General features: G+C 55.0%; 19 protein-coding genes and 1 riboswitch. Of the genes, 2 read left to right on the forward strand and 17 right to left on the reverse strand.

The window, feature by feature from the left end; translation table 11 throughout:
• Positions 1–58: 58 nt before the first annotated feature.
• From DKB62_RS02545 to trmL, 6 genes are all read right to left on the reverse strand, one after another.
• Positions 59–379, reverse strand: coding sequence for a PepSY domain-containing protein (locus tag DKB62_RS02545; protein ID WP_157949666.1), 321 nt, complete (start codon positions 377–379; stop codon positions 59–61).
• A 25-nt stretch (positions 380–404) separates the two neighbouring features.
• The gene (locus tag DKB62_RS02550) at positions 405–671 is read right to left on the reverse strand and encodes a PepSY domain-containing protein (protein ID WP_087478078.1); all 267 of its coding nucleotides are present in this window, start codon (positions 669–671) and stop codon (positions 405–407) included.
• 205 nt (positions 672–876) lie between these two features.
• A complete protein-coding gene (gene typA, locus DKB62_RS02555) occupies positions 877–2,691 on the reverse strand; it encodes a translational GTPase TypA (RefSeq protein WP_107195685.1) in 1,815 nt (604 codons plus the stop codon).
• 129 nt (positions 2,692–2,820) lie between these two features.
• Positions 2,821–3,708, reverse strand: a complete 888-nt coding sequence (murB, locus tag DKB62_RS02560) for a UDP-N-acetylmuramate dehydrogenase (protein ID WP_198643466.1) — start codon at positions 3,706–3,708, stop codon at positions 2,821–2,823.
• Positions 3,709–3,736: 28 nt separating this feature from the next.
• Positions 3,737–4,084 carry a YlbF/YmcA family competence regulator gene (locus tag DKB62_RS02565; RefSeq protein WP_107195686.1) on the reverse strand — a complete coding sequence of 116 codons (348 nt, stop codon included), beginning with the start codon at positions 4,082–4,084 and terminating at the stop codon, positions 3,737–3,739.
• A 20-nt stretch (positions 4,085–4,104) separates the two neighbouring features.
• Positions 4,105–4,593 carry a tRNA (uridine(34)/cytosine(34)/5-carboxymethylaminomethyluridine(34)-2'-O)-methyltransferase TrmL gene (gene trmL / locus DKB62_RS02570; RefSeq protein ID WP_087478082.1) on the reverse strand — a complete coding sequence of 163 codons (489 nt, stop codon included), beginning with the start codon at positions 4,591–4,593 and terminating at the stop codon, positions 4,105–4,107.
• A gap of 165 nt (positions 4,594–4,758) precedes the next feature.
• On the opposite strand from trmL, the gene DKB62_RS02575 reads away from it, so the two are divergent.
• Both DKB62_RS02575 and DKB62_RS02580 read left to right on the forward strand, forming a co-directional pair.
• Entirely contained in the window at positions 4,759–5,187 is a 429-nt protein-coding gene (locus tag DKB62_RS02575; RefSeq protein WP_087478083.1) for a hypothetical protein, read from the forward strand.
• A gap of 13 nt (positions 5,188–5,200) precedes the next feature.
• A complete protein-coding gene (locus DKB62_RS02580; protein WP_095629381.1) occupies positions 5,201–5,866 on the forward strand; it encodes a metal-dependent hydrolase in 666 nt (221 codons plus the stop codon).
• Positions 5,867–5,938: 72 nt separating this feature from the next.
• Here DKB62_RS02580 and DKB62_RS02585 read toward each other — a convergent pair whose 3' ends face one another.
• The 11 genes from DKB62_RS02585 to DKB62_RS02635 form a co-directional block, all read right to left on the reverse strand.
• Positions 5,939–6,586, reverse strand: coding sequence for a cyclodeaminase/cyclohydrolase family protein (locus DKB62_RS02585; RefSeq protein WP_095629418.1), 648 nt, complete (start codon positions 6,584–6,586; stop codon positions 5,939–5,941).
• Positions 6,561–8,240, reverse strand: coding sequence for a formate--tetrahydrofolate ligase (locus DKB62_RS02590; RefSeq protein WP_107195687.1), 1,680 nt, complete (start codon positions 8,238–8,240; stop codon positions 6,561–6,563). The genes DKB62_RS02585 and DKB62_RS02590 overlap by 26 nt, the downstream gene beginning before the upstream one ends.
• Before the next feature lie 49 nt (positions 8,241–8,289).
• A riboswitch (ZMP/ZTP riboswitch) is annotated at positions 8,290–8,369 on the reverse strand.
• A gap of 171 nt (positions 8,370–8,540) precedes the next feature.
• Positions 8,541–9,356 (reverse strand): histidine racemase CntK family protein, encoded by an 816-nt coding sequence (locus DKB62_RS02595; RefSeq protein ID WP_107195688.1) that lies wholly within the window; start codon positions 9,354–9,356, stop codon positions 8,541–8,543.
• 72 nt (positions 9,357–9,428) lie between these two features.
• Positions 9,429–11,222: an aspartate--tRNA ligase gene (aspS, locus tag DKB62_RS02600; protein ID WP_107195689.1), complete on the reverse strand. Its 1,794-nt coding sequence runs from the start codon at positions 11,220–11,222 to the stop codon at positions 9,429–9,431.
• 7 nt (positions 11,223–11,229) lie between these two features.
• Positions 11,230–12,495, reverse strand: a complete 1,266-nt coding sequence (hisS, locus tag DKB62_RS02605) for a histidine--tRNA ligase (protein WP_107195690.1) — start codon at positions 12,493–12,495, stop codon at positions 11,230–11,232.
• Entirely contained in the window at positions 12,495–13,958 is a 1,464-nt protein-coding gene (gene hemZ, locus DKB62_RS02610; RefSeq protein WP_107195691.1) for a coproporphyrinogen dehydrogenase HemZ, read from the reverse strand. Before hemZ ends, hisS begins: the two co-directional genes overlap by 1 nt.
• The gene (locus DKB62_RS02615; RefSeq protein ID WP_369831695.1) at positions 13,951–14,454 is read right to left on the reverse strand and encodes a Fur family transcriptional regulator; all 504 of its coding nucleotides are present in this window, start codon (positions 14,452–14,454) and stop codon (positions 13,951–13,953) included. Before DKB62_RS02615 ends, hemZ begins: the two co-directional genes overlap by 8 nt.
• Complete coding sequence (locus tag DKB62_RS02620; RefSeq protein WP_087478090.1) at positions 14,444–15,520, reverse strand: AI-2E family transporter; 1,077 nt, start codon at positions 15,518–15,520, stop codon at positions 14,444–14,446. Before DKB62_RS02620 ends, DKB62_RS02615 begins: the two co-directional genes overlap by 11 nt.
• Before the next feature lie 3 nt (positions 15,521–15,523).
• Positions 15,524–16,159: an MBL fold metallo-hydrolase gene (locus DKB62_RS02625; RefSeq protein ID WP_095629386.1), complete on the reverse strand. Its 636-nt coding sequence runs from the start codon at positions 16,157–16,159 to the stop codon at positions 15,524–15,526.
• A 12-nt stretch (positions 16,160–16,171) separates the two neighbouring features.
• Positions 16,172–16,621, reverse strand: a complete 450-nt coding sequence (dtd, locus tag DKB62_RS02630; protein WP_107195692.1) for a D-aminoacyl-tRNA deacylase — start codon at positions 16,619–16,621, stop codon at positions 16,172–16,174.
• Entirely contained in the window at positions 16,618–18,837 is a 2,220-nt protein-coding gene (locus DKB62_RS02635; RefSeq protein WP_107195693.1) for a RelA/SpoT family protein, read from the reverse strand. Before DKB62_RS02635 ends, dtd begins: the two co-directional genes overlap by 4 nt.
• Positions 18,838–18,844: the final 7 nt, after the last annotated feature.

Consider the following 18,844-nt stretch of genomic DNA (forward strand, 5'->3'; position numbering starts at 1 on the left):
CCCGCAGGCCTATCCTGATGAATCCGTTCTTTTTATGTCTTATCCTTGCCGGCACCTGTTACCAATCACTGCAGTGACGGTTGTGGCGATGGCGGCGGTTGCAGTCGCGGTCGCGGTCATTATCGATATCCCGTTCCAAAATTCTGCCCGTGTCGGCGTCAATGGTGAGATCGCCTTCCCAAACAGAGTCGCTGTGAAAATCGACTTCGTAAACTCTGCGGCCGTCGTCATAATCCCGTTCTACGCGGTGGATTACTGCGCCGGGATATTCGTTTTTAACAATCTGTTCTGCATCCTGCATGCTGATGGCGAAGGCCGGTACGATGCCCATGCACGTCACAGCTGCAAGAGCCAGCAATGCGCTCAATTTCTTTTTCATCATCATTCCCCCTACAGACTATATCTTAGTATTTTTCTTTCCGTTCTAAAATCTTGCCCGTATCGGCGTCAATGGTCAATTCGCCGTCCCAGATGCTGTCGGTTCTGAAATCTACTTCATATACTCTGCGGCCGTCGTCGTAATCGCGGTCTACTCTATGAATCGTAGCGCCCGGATATTCTTTCAATACGATGTTTTCTGCATCCTGCGCGCTCATGCTGGCAAACGCCGTCGAAAATCCCATTGCACTTACAGCTAATACCGCTAAGATAGTTCCCATTTTCTTTTTCATACTCTAATACCTCCTAGTGTTTTTAGTTGCAGTAGTTTTTACACTTAAATTATTACATACTTCCGCCCTATTGTCAATATTTTTAATAATCATTATTTGTTAAAAATTTATTTAGAAGCAGTTTAGAGTTGTTTAGAAATCCTTTAGCATTGACAAAAGCAGCCTCCCGACGGATGTTCGGAAGGCTGCTTCGGTAACGAGGCGATTACTGCTGCGCTTTGCGCATCGCTTTCTTTCTGTCGTGTTTGTCCAAAATGGCTTTGCGGATACGAATGCTCTTTGGCGTAACTTCGACGAGTTCGTCGTCGTTGATCCATTCGAGCGATTTTTCCAAGCCCATGACGCGGGGCGGAACGAGGCGGAGCGCTTCATCCGACGCGGAGGAACGCGTATTGGTAAGGTGCTTTTTCTTGCAGGGGTTTACGTCGATGTCGACGTCGCGGTTGCTTTCGCCTACGACCTGGCCGAGGTAAATTTCCTGAGCCGGCGAGATGAACATATCGCCGCGGTCCTGCAGGTTGAAAATACCGTAGCCCGTCGTCGTGCCCGATTCAAAGGCGACTAAGCTGCCGCGCGTACGGCCGGGGATTTCGCCCTTCCAGGGAGCATAGCCGTGGAAGACGTGGTACATGATGCCGTTGCCCTTCGTAGCCGTGAGGAATTCGCTGCGGAAGCCGATGAGGCCGCGGGCCGGAATGATGAATTCCAGGCGCGTGTAGCCGGCGATGTCGACCATATTGACCATTTCCGCCTTGCGGGTGCCAAGCTTTTCCATGACGGAGCCCATGAATTCCTGCGGTACGTCGATGGTCAGGGCTTCCAGAGGTTCGCATTTCTGGCCGTTGATTTCCTTCGTAATAACGCTGGGCTTGCCGATCTGCATTTCATAGCCTTCGCGGCGCATTTCTTCGATGAGGACGGCAATGTGCAGTTCGCCGCGGCCCGATACCTTAAAGGCGTCGGCGCTGTCCGTTTCTTCAACGCGGAGAGACACGTTGGTCTGCACTTCGCGGAACAAGCGGTCGCGGAGGTGGCGGCTCGTGACGAATTCGCCTTCCTGGCCGGCAAAGGGGCTATCGTTGACGTAGAAAATCATCGACAAGGTCGGTTCGTCGATGTTGATTTTCGGCAAGGCTTCCGGATTCTGCGGGTCGGCTACGGTTTCGCCGATTTTCAGGTCAGGAATGCCGATGATGCAGGCGATTTCGCCCATAGCGGCTTCTTCCGTTTCCGTCCGCTTCAATCCTTCGTACGTGTATACGCGGCCGACTTTAGCGCGGCGCTGGCCTTCGCCGTCGGTAATCACGACGTTCTGGTTCGGACGGAGGCGGCCGCGGACGATACGGCCGATGGCGATTTTACCGACGTAGTCGTCGTAATCCAGGGTCGTAACCATGAACTGCAGCGGGCCGTCGATATCGCCTTTGGGGCAAGGGCAGTATTTAATAATGGTTTTAAACAGCGGTTCCAAATCGCTGCTGTCGTCGTCCATGGAATACTTGGCGATACCGTCGCGGCCGTTTGCGTAAATAACCGGGAAATCGAGCTGTTCGTCGTTAGCTTCCAATTCCATGAACAGTTCCAGTACTTCGTCTTCGACTTCCGAAACGCGGGCTTCGGGCTTGTCGATTTTATTGATAACTACGATAGGCTTCAAATTCTGTTCCAGGGCCTTGCGCAGTACGTATTTCGTCTGCGGCATAGGGCCTTCGAAGGCGTCGACGAGCAGCAGTACGCCGTCGACCATATTCAGAACACGTTCTACTTCGCCGCCGAAATCGGCATGGCCCGGCGTGTCGACGATATTGATCTTGACGCCTTCATGCATGACGGACGTGTTTTTGGACAGGATCGTAATGCCTCGTTCCCGTTCGATATCGCCGGAGTCCATGACTCGTTCGGCAACCTTTTCATTGGTGCGGAAAACGTGGCTCTGCTTAAGCATTGCGTCGACCAATGTCGTTTTGCCATGGTCAACGTGGGCAATAATTGCAATATTGCGAATATCTTGACGTTCCATCTAATGTCCTCTCTCCTATGTCAAATAATGATAAGTATAGTTAGTTCGTAACTCATAGAGTATAGCACAAAAAGCCCCGCTTGACTACACGTCGCAGGGCTTTTTACAGAAAAATACGATGAAATTTACCTAGTCTTCGCCGATGATCCGCACTTCCGGCTCTAAATGGACGCCGTGGGCCAGTTCGACGCGGCGCTGCACTTCGCGAATGACCTGCAGGACGTCGCGGGCCGAGGCATGGCCCCGATTGACGACGAAGCCGGCGTGCTTCGTCGATACCTGCGCGTCGCCGCATGACAGGCCCTTCAGGCCGGTCTGGTCGATGAGAGTGCCGGCAAAATATCCCGGAGGACGCTTAAAAGTGCTGCCGGCGCTGTGCATTTCCAGCGGCTGCTTGCTGCGCCGCCGCTGCATGAGGTCGTCCATGGTGCGCTGGATTTCGTCCTTATCGCCGGGCCGCAGGAGCAGTTCCACTTCGACGACGAATTCCTGGGATTTCTGAAACCGGCTCTGGCGATAGCCAAAGCCCAGATTCGGCGCGCTGTACGTATGGACGCCGCCGGTGCTGCTGACCGTACGGACACGGGACACGACATGGCTCATTTCGCCGCCGTAGGCGCCGGCGTTCATGAAGACGGCGCCGCCCAGCGTGCCGGGTATGCCGCAGGCAAATTCTATGCCCGTCAATCCCTGTTCCTGCGCAAATTGGCAAATATCCTTCAGCATGTAGCCCGCGCTGACCAGCATCTTGCCGTCATGGCAGGACAAGACCTTCTTCAGGCGGTTCAGCTGGATGACGACGCCGCGGATGCCGCCGTCCCGGACGAGGACGTTCGATCCGCCGCCCAAGACCGTCACGGGCAGTTCCAGGGAACGGGCGATGCGGATGGCCACGGACATTTCCTTTACCGACGCCGGCAGGACCAGAATATCAGCCGGGCCTCCGACGGCAAAGGTCGTATGCTCGCTCATGGGCGCGTCGAGAATGATGTTGTCCATCGGCGTATACTTGCTCATCTGCGCCGCAAAACTTGTCAATGCGTACTTATTTATCAAGAATGCTCATTCCTTCTGCCATTGCGTTCTGAATTACCTGATACACTTCTCCAGCCATCGCCTGCCAGCGGTTGTATTTCTGCAGGTAAGCCATAGCCGTTTCGTTCTTTCTAAGCTGTTCCGCCATGCGGTTCAGCTGTTCGATTTTCTTGCGGATCGGCTTATTGCCCATGGATTCGGCATAAGCCAGCTGGGCCTGCATGATGAGGAAATCCTGCACCAAATGGGCCGTCTTTTCGTCTTCGGCCAGCACCTTGCCCGCCTCTACCAGTTCTACGTATTCCTTGCAATTTTGAATCGCTTTTGCCAACTCATTGGCTTTATCGTATAATTCCACTATTGTTTCCCGCCTTTTCCTTAGGTTAAATGATCGATGCCGACGCCGCCCTTGGCCATGCCGGGAAATCCGAGCTGGCGCAGCGCTTCATACGAAACGATGGCGACCGTATTCGACAGGTTCAGACTCCGCGCTTCTTCGGCCATGGGCACGCGGAAGCAGCTGTCCGGATACTGCTTAAGCAATTCTTCCGGCAAGCCCTTCGTTTCCTTGCCGAAGACGAGCATGTCGTCTTCTTGAAACTGAATATCGGCATAACACTGGTTTGCCTTTGTCGTCAAATAAAAAAAGCGGTGGCCCTTGTATTTTTCCAGCACTTCATCGAAGTTTTCATGAACCTGTACGTCTACGAGATGCCAATAATCAAGGCCGGCGCGCTTTAAATGCTTGTCGTCGATAGAAAACCCCAATGGTTTTACCAAATGCAGCGTCATCTTATTCGCCGCGCATAACCGGGCTACGTTGCCCGTATTGCCGGGAATTTCCGGCTCTACCATTACAATATGCATAGTATCAATCACTCTCCAACGAATATTGTACAAGATTTCCCGTAGGAGCACAAGAGGAAAGGCCGGCCATGTATTCATTGATTTTTTTTATCATGCATGGTATAATATAAATAATAATTATTCTTTAATTATTATTTTCAAAAATCAAAAGAGAGGTGTTTTCACATGGATACATTTGATAACATTGCCCAGTACCCCATCTACTTTGCCCCCGGCTGTCGCCTCATGCAGCTGGAACCTGCCATGGTTTCGGAAGTGTACGATTACCTGCGGAAATTATTCGGCAACATCCGCCTGTACACGCGCTGCTGCGCCTTTGACGACGCCAAACAGCACGATGAAGAAGCCGTTTTCATCACCTTGTGCGACTCGTGCTTCAAAATCTACGGCGAAACGTACGCCAACCTCCACATGCGCGATTTCTGGAGCGTATACGACGAATACAAGACCATCTATCCCTTAGGCGACAACGAAGCCAAACTCCGCGACGCCTTGGACTCAACCATGTGCGCTCCCGCTCCGATTAAAGCGATGCGCCCCTTCTTCGACGAATGGAAGACCTGGAGCACCAGCCACCGGGAACCGGAAAAATAAGGAGGCTCCTCCCATGAAATTCACGTACTACGGTCATGCAGCCTTTTCGCTGTCTGACGAAACGACTACGATTCTCTTCGACCCGTTTATTACGGACAATCCGTGGACAAACGTCTGTCCCGCCGACATTGACTGTCAGTACGTCGTCTTGACCCACGCCCACGGCGACCACTACGGCGACGTCGAAGCCATCGCCAAGAAAAACGACGCCTTAGTCGTCAGCACGGCTGAAGTAGCGGGCAAAGCGGCCGCTGCAGGCTGCCGGGCTCACGCGATGCACGTCGGCGGCAGTGCCTCTTTTCCCTTCGGCACGATTCGCCTGACGCCGGCCTTTCATGGATCGGGCGTCGAAGGCGGCATGGCCTGCGGCGTCATCGTCGAATTCGGCGGCAAGCGCGTCTACTTCGCCGGCGATACGGGTCTGTTTTCAGACATGAAAATCCTCGACCGCTTCGGCAAGATCGACTGCGCCATTCTCCCCATCGGCAACAACTTTACCATGGGCATAGACGACGCGGCCTTGGCGGCCTTGTGGATTCAGCCGAAGTTCGTCATCCCCGTCCACTACAAGACGTGGCCGATCATCGACGCCGACCCGCAGGAATATAAGCAGCTTACGGAAAGCAAGTACAATATTCCCGTCCAGGTCGTCGAACCGGGAACGACATACGAATTCTAAACAACTGCATAAACAAGAAACGGCCCTGTCGTGAAAGTATCTCCTTTCATGGCAGGGCCGTATTTCATATATTTATCTTCTTTCGTATTCCCGTTCTACGCGCTGTTCCAGCAGGGCCGCTTCGCGTTCGATGCGCTGAATGGCCTCGGTCATATCCCGCACGTACTGCTCGTCTGTAATAGACTGTAAATTGACGCGGACGCTGTAAAAAGCCGACCGCATGGCAGAGCGGGCGTTCATGGCCGCAATGGCTCCGTCCGTAATAACCCACTTATTGCCGTAGCGCACGGTCTGCTCCGCCAGCTGCACGAGGACGAAAATATCCTTTCCCAGAGAAAAGGGGATTTCCGCCGCTTCCTTGAAGGCCTGCTGCACAATGTCTTTCCGATTGGGCGTATCCTTAGGGAGCCGCACGGCCCGGATTACGCCGTCAAAAGCCGCCGCGTCCTCGGCAATACCGGCCAGATAGCGTATGCGCAGGTCTCGGGCCTGTTCCTTAATGGATTCCATCAGCTTGGCCACGTCTTCATACCCTTTTTTACCGAGGGTCAGGTTTGCCACCATCTCGACGAGGGCCGCCGCCGAGGCCGCCGTCATGGCCGCGATGCCGCCGCCGCCGGGAACAGGCTCCTTAGAAGCCGTCGCTTCCAGCAGGGCGTCGAGGGGCATGGACTGGAAGCGGCTGAAATCGGGCTTAGAACAATCCTGTGATAACGCCATTTTCATCGATATCCATTCTATTAGCAGCAGGAACCTTCGGCAAGCCCGGCATCGTCATAATGTCGCCGGTCTGGCAGACGATAAAGCCTGCACCGGTGCAGACGCGCACGTCCTTGACGGTAACGGTGAAGTCCTTCGGCGCGCCGAGGAGAGACGGATCGTCGGACAAGGAATACTGCGTCTTCGCTACGCAGAGAGGCATCTTGTCGAGGCCGAATTTTTCCAGCTCGGCCACCTGTTTCTGCGCTTTGCTTTCAAAGACGACGCCTGCGCCGCCGTAAATCTTTTTGACGATCGTTTCCATCTTCTGGGCGATGGTGTCGTTTACGTCGTACAGCGGCTTGTACGGCGTCTGCGGCTGGGCGATGAGCTGCAGTACCTTTTCTCCCAATTCTACGCCGCCCTTGCCGCCTTCGGCCCAGCAGTTATTGAGGGCTGCGTCGACGCCGTAATCGGCGCAGAGCTGGCGGAGCGTCGCGATTTCCGCATCCGTATCGGTAGCAAATTTATTGATGCCGACGACGACGGGAACGTCGTAGGTACGCATATTTTCCACGTGCTTAGCCAAATTGGCAAAGCCCTTCTTCAAGGCTTCGATATTTTCTTCCTGCAAGTTCTTCTTGTCTACGCCGCCGTGCATTTTAAGAGCCCGGGCTGTTGCGACGACGACGACAGCATTCGGTTTAATGCCGGCGAACCGGCACTTAATGTCCATGAATTTTTCCGCGCCGAGGTCTGCGCCGAAACCAGCTTCCGTAACGGCGATATCGCCCATCTTGAGGGCCAGCTTCGTAGCTACGACGGAGTTGCAGCCATGAGCGATGTTGGCGAAGGGGCCGCCGTGTACGAGGGCCGGCGTGTGCTCGATCGTCTGGACGAGGTTCGGCTTGATGGCGTCCTTCATGAGGATAGCCATTGCGCCTTCGACGCCGAGCTGGCGGGCCGTCACGAGGTTGCCGTCCAAGTCATAAGCTACGGTGATGTCACCCATGCGCTTCTTCAAGTCCATGAGGTCGCTGGCCAGGCACAGGGCCGCCATGATTTCCGAGGCAACGGTAATCATGAAGTGGTCTTCCCGCGGGAATCCGCAGACCTTGCCGCCCATGCCGACGACGATGTTGCGCAGGGCCCGGTCGTTCATGTCCATGACGCGCTTCCAGATGACGCGGCGCACGTCGATGCGCAGGGCGTTGCCCTGATGAACGTGGTTGTCGATGGCAGCGGCCAGAAGATTGTTGGCCGCCGTAATAGCGTGCATGTCGCCTGTAAAATGGAGATTAATATCTTCCATCGGCAGTACCTGCGAGTAGCCGCCGCCGGCAGCGCCGCCCTTAATGCCGAATACGGGGCCAAGGGAAGGTTCGCGAAGGGCGACGACGGCCTTATGCCCCATGTAGTTCAGCGCCTGGGCGAGGCCGATCGTCGTCAGCGTCTTGCCTTCGCCGGCCGGCGTCGGCGTAATAGCCGTGACGAGGACAAGCTTGCCGTCTTCGTTTTTCGAAAGGCGCTTGATAGCGTCAAAGGAAATCTTTGCCTTATATTTACCGTATAATTCCAAATCATCGTCAGTTAATCCGACTTTTTCCGCAATCTTTACGATCGGTTCCAGCGCGGTCTGCTGTGCAATTTCAATATCGCTTAATACCTGTGCCATGATTTGCGTCACTCCTGTTCGTAGCATAAAAAAATACCGACACTTCTGGAAATGTTGCCCAGACGGTCGGCTTCGCGTCAATCATGCTCCCCGTGGTTGATTCCACTTCCGTCAGTCACATGATTATGGACTTATTATACAAGAATTCTCCGTATACTGTCAATGACATTTGCCCCTTCTCCGCTGGATACAGCCTGGCTCCACAAAAATCAAAAAAAGGGGAAATCACCTGGCCCATGTCAGCTAGTACGAAAAGAAGCCGGTTCACAGAGAACCGGCTTACAGGCCATAGCAGTATGATTATATGTCGATTTCCTGTACGTCGCCGAAGGATACGGGGCCGCCGATAAAAATGCTGCGCAGCTCCTTGTCTTCGCCTTCTACGGTCGCAGCGATGGCAATCGCCCCGCCGGGCTGCTGAATCGTGCAGGATACGTCCTTTTTGCCTACGCAGGCCAAGGCCGCCGCTACGGCCGCCGAGCCGGAGCCGCAGCTTTGTTCCCAGTACAGCGTGTCCGTCGCCGTCACGTATACGGCCGGGACCATGTGCAGATGGGCCGGGTCAAAGAGAATGAGGCCGAATGCATCCAGCTGTTCGTCCGACGCATAGTCCTGCAATGCCGTCCAAAACATGTCCTTGTATTCCATTTCCGTTTCAGAGGCAAAGTGGACGAAATGAACGATGCCCGGCAGCTCGACGCGGAAAAAGCGGCTCGGCATGCCGCCTACGTCGAGGAGAACTGCTTCGACAGACAAGGGCAGGGGCATTTCGATATACGCGTCGTAGGCTCCGTCGGGACATTTTTTTGCCTGGGCCTGGAGGAGGCCTTCGCAGCCCGAGCAGGACACGGCATAGTCGCCGCTATCCCTGCCGGCGAGCTGCAAGGCGTAGGCCGCGGCGGAGCGGGATGCATTGCCGCAGAATTCGCCGCCCATCATGTCGACGCGCAGCGGCTGGCCTTCTGTCATAGATAAATACGCGACCTGCTCGGCATCAATCCCCTTGTCTTTCAATAGTTTTGCCGCCAAGGAGCTGCGCTGTTCCGGCGCGACGCCGCTCAGTACGAATAGTGTCGTATTGCCGCTGGGATCTGCTTTTACATATTGCAGTTTCACGTTGCTCAACTTCCTTTCTATCTGATAAAAAAGGTACCGGCCATGCCGATACCTTTTTCTGTAATGCGACTTTTATTTCTTGACGAGTTCTTCTTCTACCTGAATGTGAAGCTCGTGAAGTTGTTTTTTCGTAACTTCCGACGGCGCTTCGCTCATGGGGTCGATAGCGTTCTGCGTCTTCGGGAAGGCGATGACGTCGCGGATGGACTTGCGTTTGAGCATGAGCATGATCATGCGGTCCAGGCCGAAGGCCAAGCCTCCGTGAGGGGGAGCGCCGTATTCGAAGGCCCGGAGCAGGAAGCCGAATTTCTGTTCTGCTTCTTCCGGCGTAAGGCCGATAGCCTTAAATACGCGCTGCTGCAAATCAGGCTGGTAAATACGGAGGGAGCCGCCACCCAGTTCGACGCCGTTGAGAACGAGGTCGTATGCCTTAGCATAGACGTGAGCCGGGTCTGTTTCCAATTTATCCAGGTCTTCGTCGCGGATAGCCGTGAACGGATGATGCATGGCGACGTAGCGTTTTTCTTCTTCGCTGTATTCGAACATAGGGAAATCGACAACCCAGGTGAAGGCGAATTTGCTTTCGTCGATCATGTTCATGCGGCGGGCCATTTCCTTACGCAGTTCGCCGAGAGCTGCTGCGACGACGGCCGGTTTGTCGGCAATCATGAGAACCAAGTCGCCCGTTTCGCTGCCGCACTTTTCGCCGATAGCTTTGAGCGTATCTTCGCCGAGGAATTTCTTAACCTGCGATTTCAGCGTGCCGTCTTCCATGAAGCAGATCCATGCCAGGCCCTTGGCGCCGTAGCGGGATACGTATTCGACGAGGTTGTCCAGTTCGCGGCGCGGAATGCCGGCGTCGCCCTTGACGTTGATGGCCTTGACCTGGCCGCCGTTGTCGACAACGGAGCGGAACACTTTGAATTCCGTATCGCGGACGAGGTCCGTAATGTCGGTAAACTTCATGTCGAAGCGCAGGTCCGGCTTATCAGAGCCGTAGTTTTCCATGGCGTAGTCCCAGGTCATGCGGTGAATCGGCAGTTCTACGTCGTGGCCCAGCGTTTCCTTGAAGATATAGTGAACCATTTCTTCGACGAGCGTCAAGATTTCTTCCTGATCCATAAAGGACATTTCCATGTCCAGCTGAGTGAATTCAGGCTGGCGATCGGCGCGCAGGTCTTCATCGCGGAAGCAACGGGCGATCTGATAGTAGCGGTCCATGCCGGAAATCATGAGCAGCTGTTTGAAAATCTGCGGAGACTGGGGCAATGCATAGAACTTGCCTTCGTTGACGCGGCTCGGTACAAGGTAGTCGCGGGCGCCTTCAGGCGTGCTCTTGCACAGCTCCGGCGTTTCGATATCGATGAAGCCGTGTTCGTTCAGGAACGTGCGCATAGCGTGTTTTACTTTATGGCGCATGATGAGGTTGTTCTGCATTTCCGGACGGCGCAGGTCGAGATACCGGTATTTCAAGCGGATCTTTTCGTCGACGTCGATGTTATCTTCAATGTAGAACGGCGGCGTCTTGGACGAGTTGAGAATACGCAGCTCTTCGCAGCGGATTTCAATCGTGCCGGTCTTCATCTTCGGGTTTACCGTATCCGTATCGCGCATGCGCACGACGCCGCGGACAGCCAGAACGTATTCCGTACGGACCTGTTCGGCCTTTTTAAAGGAAACTTCTTCGTAATCCGGCGAGGCTACGACCTGTACGATACCCGTACGGTCGCGGAGGTCGATGAAAATCAATCCGCCGTGATCGCGGCGGCGTTCCACCCAACCGCACAGAATTACTTCTTTGCCATTGTCCGCTTCGCTGACTTCAGCACAATATTGCGAGCGGTGCAAACCTTCCATTGTATCCATGAATGAATCATCCCTTCTTATGTGTTTCCATATATGCAACAATTCCGTCGATCGGAACGCTGACTTGCTCTTTCGTAGCCATATCGCGGACCTGAGCCTGACCGGCGGCCAGCTCTTCTTCGCCGATAATGACTGTATAATCGGCTTCCAGGCGGTTCGCCGATTTCATCTGCCCCTTCATGCTGCGGCCCATCGTGTCGATTTCGGCATACATGCCCTTGGCACGAAGCTGCTGCTGGAGGCTGAAGGCTTCCGTCTTAGCCGCGTCGCCGAGGGCTACGATGAATACGGGCTGCTTCTTTTCTACCGGCGGCAGCAGGCCTTGTTCCTTCAAAGTCAGGAGCAGCCGTTCCATGCCGATGGCAAAGCCGATGCCCGGCGTCGCCGGACCGCCCACTTCTTCGATGAGGCCGTCATAGCGGCCGCCGCCGCAGACCGTACTCTGAGCCCCTAAGGGAGCGTACATGATTTCAAAGGCCGTATTCGTATAATAATCCAAGCCGCGGACAAGGCGCGGGTCCAATTCGTAAGGAATGCCGATCTTCGTCAGGTATTCCTGAACCTTCGCAAAGTGTTCCTTGCAGTCGTCGCAAAGGTTGTCCGTCAGCTCGGGAACGCCGACAGCGGCCTGCTTGCAGCCTTCTTCCTTGCAGTCGAGGACGCGCAGGGGATTCTTTTCCAGACGGGCCTTGCAGTCGTCGCAGAGCTGCTCTTTTTTATCGGCGAAGAAATCGAGGAGCTTCTGCCGGTAAATGGGACGGCATTTCGGGCAGCCGACGGAATTGAGATGAAGGACTAAGTCGTTCAGTCCCAATTCGCGGAACAGCTGAAAGGCCATCGCGATGATTTCCGCATCAACGGCCGGGTCCTTCGAGCCGATTTCTTCAACGCCGAACTGATTAAACTGGCGGTACCGTCCGGCCTGAGGACGGTCGTGACGGAACATAGGCCCCATGTAATAGAACTTATGAACCTTCGGGTCGCCGTATAATTTATGCTCCAAATACGCGCGGACGACGGACGCCGTATTTTCAGGGCGCAAAGTCATGCTGCGGCCGCCGCGGTCATTGAAGGTGTACATTTCTTTCGTAACGACGTCGGTCGTTTCGCCGATGCCGCGCAAAAACAATTCGGTACTTTCAAACAAAGGGGTACGAATTTCGCCGAACCCGTAAAGCGAACAGATCTGACGGATTTTCTGCTCTAAAATCTGCCAATCTGCCGTTTGTTCCGGCAAGAAATCCTGCGTACCTCTGGGTGCGGTAATTGCCATTACAAATCCTCTCCTCCATATATGATAGCACACAAACGGCGGCGCTGCCTCATGTTTTCCGGCAGAGCCTCTATATATCTGTCTATGTCCTTAGGCATGTACAGCTTTTCCAGACTGTGGCCGTCGCTGCGGACAAATTTCGTCGCTCCCCCCGGCCCGGCGGCCAGGACGGTTCCCCGTTCTTCCATCATTTCGATGTTATAGGGGCTGATTGCTCCCGGCAAGGCGTAGCCGACGTTGGCGAAACTGGCGGCCATATAGGTCTGCCGATACATATAATACGGCCCGTAGCCGCCTTCCTGCAGCGTTTGCCGGCACACGTCCAGCATAGCGCCCACTTCCTCGGCAGAAGGAATCTTCTCCCGCAGGGGGTGATGAAATAAAGGCGCCCGTTTTTTTAATGCTAACGTATGAATTGTAACATTTTCTGGGTGCAGTTGGCAAACAATTTCCATATTTTCCCGCATATCCTCTGCGGTTTGGCCGGGAAGGCCGGCGATAAAGTCCATATTGACGACGGGAAAGGCCATTTGTCTGCATCGCTCGTACATGTCGTATATATCTTCCGTCGTATGCCGCCGCCCGATGGCGTCGAGAAGGCGCTGCTGCATCGTCTGGGGATTGACGCTGATACGTGTCACGCCGCTGCGGCGCAGCAAGGCCAATACGTCTTCCGATGCCGTATCGGGCCGCCCCGCTTCGACAGTCCACTCTTCCGCGCCGGCAAAGACGGAGCTCATGGCCGTCATCAGCCGCCGCAGTATTGGCAGGGGCAGGCACGTCGGCGTGCCGCCGCCTACGTAAGCCGAGCGGATGCGCAGGCCGTACTGCCGGCACAAACGGCCCATATCTTCTATATCGGCGACGATGGCGTCGGCAAAATCCTGAAGTGCGCCATCGTTCTCTTCTCCGATAAGACGCGAAGGAAAGGAACAGTACACGCAATGGCTGGGACAGTAGGGAATGCCGACATATACGGAAATATCCTTCTTGCCGCCCGTCACATAGGGCCGCTGCACCGCCGCCATCTGGACGAGAAACTTCGCCGTGTCTTCCGCTACCTCATACCGGCTGCACAGATGACGACGGACTGCTTCCGCATCCATCCCTTCGTCAAACAGGCGATGAACTAATTTGGTAGGTCGCACGCCGATGAGCGTTCCCCACGGGCTCTTGGGCTTGCCGCTGAACTGTTCGTGCCAATGGAGGAGGCAGTCCTTGATATCGGCCCGCTCGGCTCCCGGCCGGGACAGCCAGGCTTCCGACCGCCAGGTGCCGTCGCCGCCGAAGACGCAGGACAAACGGAGACGGCCGTCCCGTTCTTCCAGGACGACCGCTGCGCCTATAGTGCGGCATTCGCGGCCGCCGACATAGCCCAGGGAGGCCATGACCTGGCCGACGAGGGAGTGATATCGTTCGGGGCCGCTGTAGCTGTAGGTCTGAAGGTCCGGCGTATTATTCATGTTCGCCTTGTTCAGCCTCCCGTTTCTTTTCACATTCTTCACAATAGCCGTATACCTTGAGCTGATGATCTACCGTATGGAAATGGAGGCGCTTCTGCAAAATAGACTCCAGCGTTTCCAGCAGGTCGTCCTGGCATTCCCACACCTTGCCGCAGCCCATGCAGATCAGGTGATGATGGAAATGGCCTTCGTTGTCTCGGTCGTTCAATTCGTAGCGGCTGCAGCCGTCGTCGAAATCGAGTTTTTTCAGAAGGTCCATTTCCGTAAACAAGTCGAGCGTCCGATATACCGTAGCCAGGCCGATGTCCGGAGACATCTTCTTTACGATTTCAAAGACCTCTTCGGCGTTCATGTGGCGGATATCGCTTTCGACGAAGGCCCGCAGGATGACCTGCCGCTGCGACGTCATCTTGCATTTCTTGTCTTTTATCTTGTCTTTCATGCGCTTCATCATGATATTCATGATTTCTTCTTTACTGGTGTTGTTAGTTTCCATATGTATTCATCGCCTTTTCTTTATACGTATTGTAAAACCACAAATGCTTGCACAAAATCTGCAGGACCGCCGTTACGGGTACAGTCAGTATCATGCCGGCCACGCCGAACAGCGTGCCGCCGATGAGCAGCGCGATGACGATGACGACGGGATGGAGGCTGATAACTGCCCCCATAACCTGCGGCATGATGAGGTGGCTGTCTATCTGCTGAATGATGACGTAAAATACGAGGACCTTGACCGACAAGGTCAGGTCGACAGTCGCTCCCAGCAGGATAGCCGGTATGGCTCCCACGATAGGTCCGACGATAGGAACCCACTCTGTAATAGCCGCAATCAAGCCGATGACCATGGGATAGGGAACGCCCATAGCCCACATGCCGAGAAAGGTCAGCGTGGCGATAATGCAGCTCATGAGCAGCTGTCCGCGTATGTAGCGGCTCAGCACCGTGTGTATTTCATCAAACACCACCGCCAGCTGAGGACGGTAGTGCTCCGGGTAAATATTGACAAAGGACCGTACCATGCGGCCGCCGTCCTTCATGAAGTAAAACGTAATGAAGGGGACGACGAAAAATTCCACGACCGTGCCGGCTATGACGAAGACGGAGCGGATGAGGTTGGTCACGCCTTCTACGCCGTAATTGCCGACCTTGACGAAGGCGTCGTTGATGATGACCTTGATCTGCTCGGGAATGTAAAACTGCGTCTGTTCATTTTCCAGCTGGTTGACCAGCGCCGCCGTCTGGGCCACCAGGTTATTGAAGTTGGCCGCCAATAAATTCAGCTGATACAGCAGCGGCTTGAGTATGACGTTCGTCAAGCCGGTCATGACCAGGATAAACGTAAAAAACGAAAGGAGTATGGCTATGTCCGCGGGCAGACGCCGATTCGTCAGCTTGTAGCACAGGCGCATAAACAGATTCCGCATCGGCATCAAGATGAACGTCAGGATCAGCGATATGACGACGGGCCAGTAGATGGAATGGACCAGCAGGAACAGCGCGCCGGCGAGAGCCGTCAGGGTGACGCGCAGCCAGAACTGGGATTCCTTGTACATAGACATGGCTTACCAGCCTCCGTATAGGAAGGGGTTTCCCCGCCGTTCTTCCCCTATAGTCGATTCCGGCCCGTGTCCCGGCAGGACGACCGTATCGTCAGGCAGGCCCATGAGCTTGTCGTTGATGCTGCTGATGAGCGTGCGGGACGAGCCGCCGTATAAATCCGTACGGCCTACGGAGTAGCGGAACAAGGTGTCGCCGGAAAAGACGACGCCCTCGCCGTACAGGCACAGGCCGCCCGGCGTATGGCCCGGCGTTTCAATGACCGTAAAGGACAGATTGCCCAAGGTAATCGTATCGCCTTCATGGGCGATGTAATCGGGCGACGCGCATTCGATGGGATGGCCCATGAACAGGGACAGGTTGTTTCTGGAATTGCTGATTAAATCCTTATCGCCTTCGCCGATGTATACAGGGACGTTTTTACGGTTCCGAAGCTCCTGCAGAGCTCCGATGTGGTCGGCATGGCCGTGGGTCTGGAATATAAATTTTAAATGGAGCTGGTGATCTTCCAGGGCCTGGTTAATTTTGTCGTAATCCCAGGCCGGATCGACGACCATTGCGTCTTTCGTCTCGCTGTCGTATACGATGTAGCAGTTCGTCATAACGGGCCCCAACATCATTGTCATATATTTCATGCTCATATAAGTGTCCTCCTAAAATAATTTTTTGCTGTCTACGAGGATCGTAACCGGGCCGTGATTTTCCAGCGAAACGACCATTTCCGTCCGGAACCGGCCCGTAGCCGTGCGGATGCCCATGGCGCTCACGGCGGAGACGAACTTCTCATACAGCGCTTCGGCCAATTCCGGCGGCGCCGCTTCGGTAAAGCTGGGCCGGCGGCCATGGCGGGCGTCGCCGCACAGGGTGAATTGCGACACGACGAGCATGTCGCCGCCGATATCGACGAGGGATCGGTTCATCTTTCCCTTGTCGTCTTCAAAAATACGCAGGTTGGCGATCTTTTCCGCCATGTACAGCGCGTCCTTTTCGTTGTCATCCTGGGCCACGCCCAGCAGGACCGTCAGGCCCAGGCCTGCGCGGCCCGTTTCCACGCCTTCCGACGTCACGGACGACGTCAGCGTTCTCTGCACTACTGCTCTCATTGCTGTCCTCCTGTATAGCGCTGTACGAGGTATACGTCCTTCAAGCGCCGGATTTTCGTCGTGACGAATTCAAACTGAGCCAAATCCTTGATGCTGATGCTCATATGAATCGTAACGCTCTTCGTGTCGTTGACCTTCGCGTTGACAGACAGGACGGAAATCTTCATTTCCGCCAGGGCCGCCATGATTTCCGCCATGATGCCCGTGCGGTCGTAGGCGACGATTTCCATGCTGACTTCAAAGTTTTCGTTGCTGCCGTATTCCCATTCCACGTCGATGAGGCGGTCGATGTCGTTCTGGTTGTTGCTGATATTGGGACAGTCGGCACGATGGACCGAAACGCCGCGGCCCCGCGTGATAAAGCCGATGATCGGATCGCCCGGCACGGGGCTGCAGCACTTAGCCAGCCGTACGAGAAGGCCCGGCTCGCCCTTGACCAGCACACCTGTGCCGTTGGATTTGACGGGCTTTTTCGGCTTGAGCTTTTCTATCATGGCCAGGCTGCTCTTTTCTTCCTGCTTCTGCAGTTCCTTCTTGTGCAGCTCCAGCAGCTTGATGAGGACCGTATTGACGGCGAATCCGCCGTAGCCTACGGCGGCGACGAGGTCGTCTTCCGAACCGGCGTTCATCTGCTTGGCGACCCGGGCCAGACGGCCGGCCGTGTTGATGGCCTTCCAGTCGTGGCCTAAGCGCTTGCATTCCCGTTCCAATGCTTCGGCGCCTTTCAGGATATTGTCTTCTCTATTTTCCTTCTTGAACCAGTTGCGGATTTTCGAGCGGCTTTCGGAGCTGCCGACGATTTTCAGCCAGTCCAGGCTGGGCTTCCCGACCTTAGACGTGATGATTTCTACGATATCGCCGTTTTTCAGCGCGTAATCCAGCGGCACGATCTTGCCGTTTACCTTGGCGCCGACGCAGCGATGGCCGACGTCCGTATGGATGCGGTAGGCAAAGTCGATGGGAATAGCCCCCTGGGGCAGGTCGATGACGTCGCCCCGCGGCGTAAAGACGAAGACTTCGTCGGAGAAGGCGTCGAGCTTGAGGGCGTTGACGAATTCCTGGGGATTGCTCGTATCCTGCCATTCGAGGAGGTTGCGGAGCCAGCCCATCTTTTCGTCGAATTCGTTCTTGCCGGCGTTGGCGTTGCCTTCCTTATACCGCCAATGGGCCGCGACGCCGTATTCGGCGATGTGATGCATTTCCCAGGTCCGAATCTGGATTTCTACGGGCTGCCCTCTCGTGCCGATGACCGTCGTATGCAGGGACTGGTAGTTGTTCGGCTTCGGCATGGCGATGTAGTCCTTGAAGCGGTACGGCAGGGGCTTCCACAAGCTGTGGACGATGCCCAGGACGCCGTAGCAGTCCTGAACGGAATCGACGATGACCCGGATGGCGAACAAGTCGTATACCTGGCTGAGATCGCGGTTATCTTTTTTCATCTTTTTATAAATGCTGTAAAAATGTTTCGGCCGGCCGTTGATCTCGCATTGGATATGGGCGTCCTCCAGGGCTTTGCGCAGTACGTCGATGGCTTCGTTGATGATTTCCTCGCGGACGTGCCGCTTCTGCTTCATCTGATCTACCAGGTCGTAGTATTTATCGGGTTCCAAATAGCGGAAGGACAAGTCTTCCAATTCCCACTTGATATTGAAAATACCGAGGCGATGAGCCAGGGGCGCGAAGATTTCCAGCGTTTCCTGGGCGATGCGCTTTTGCTTGTCGCTGCGCATGTACCGCAGGGTCCGCATGTTGTGCAGGCGGTCGGCCAGCTTGATGACGACGACCCGCACGTCCTTGGCCATGGCCAGAAACATCTTGCGCATGCTGTTGAGCTGCTGGTCTTCCTTGGTCCGGTAATTGAGACGGCTCAACTTCGTGACGCCGTCGACGAGGAAGGCCACTTCCTTGCCGAAGAGATTTTTCAAATCGTCCAGCGTATAGTCCGTATCTTCGACAACATCGTGCAGAAGAGACGCCGTAATGGTCCGCGTGTCGATTTTCATATCCGCCAAAATCTGGGCCACAGCCAGCGGATGGAGGATATAGGGCTCGCCGCTGGCCCGGTGCTGTTCCTTATGGGCTTCGGAAGCTAAGGCATAGGCCTTTTTTACGTCGTCGCAGCCGGCATCGGGAAGATAGCTGTGAATCGTATCGATTAAATGTTGAAACGCTTTATCCGGCTCGGTAAAGGCCGTTGCTGCATCTTTATGTTCCATACAAATT

Source organism: Megasphaera stantonii (assembly GCF_003367905.1).
In the GTDB taxonomy this organism is placed as follows: domain Bacteria; phylum Bacillota; class Negativicutes; order Veillonellales; family Megasphaeraceae; genus Megasphaera; species Megasphaera stantonii.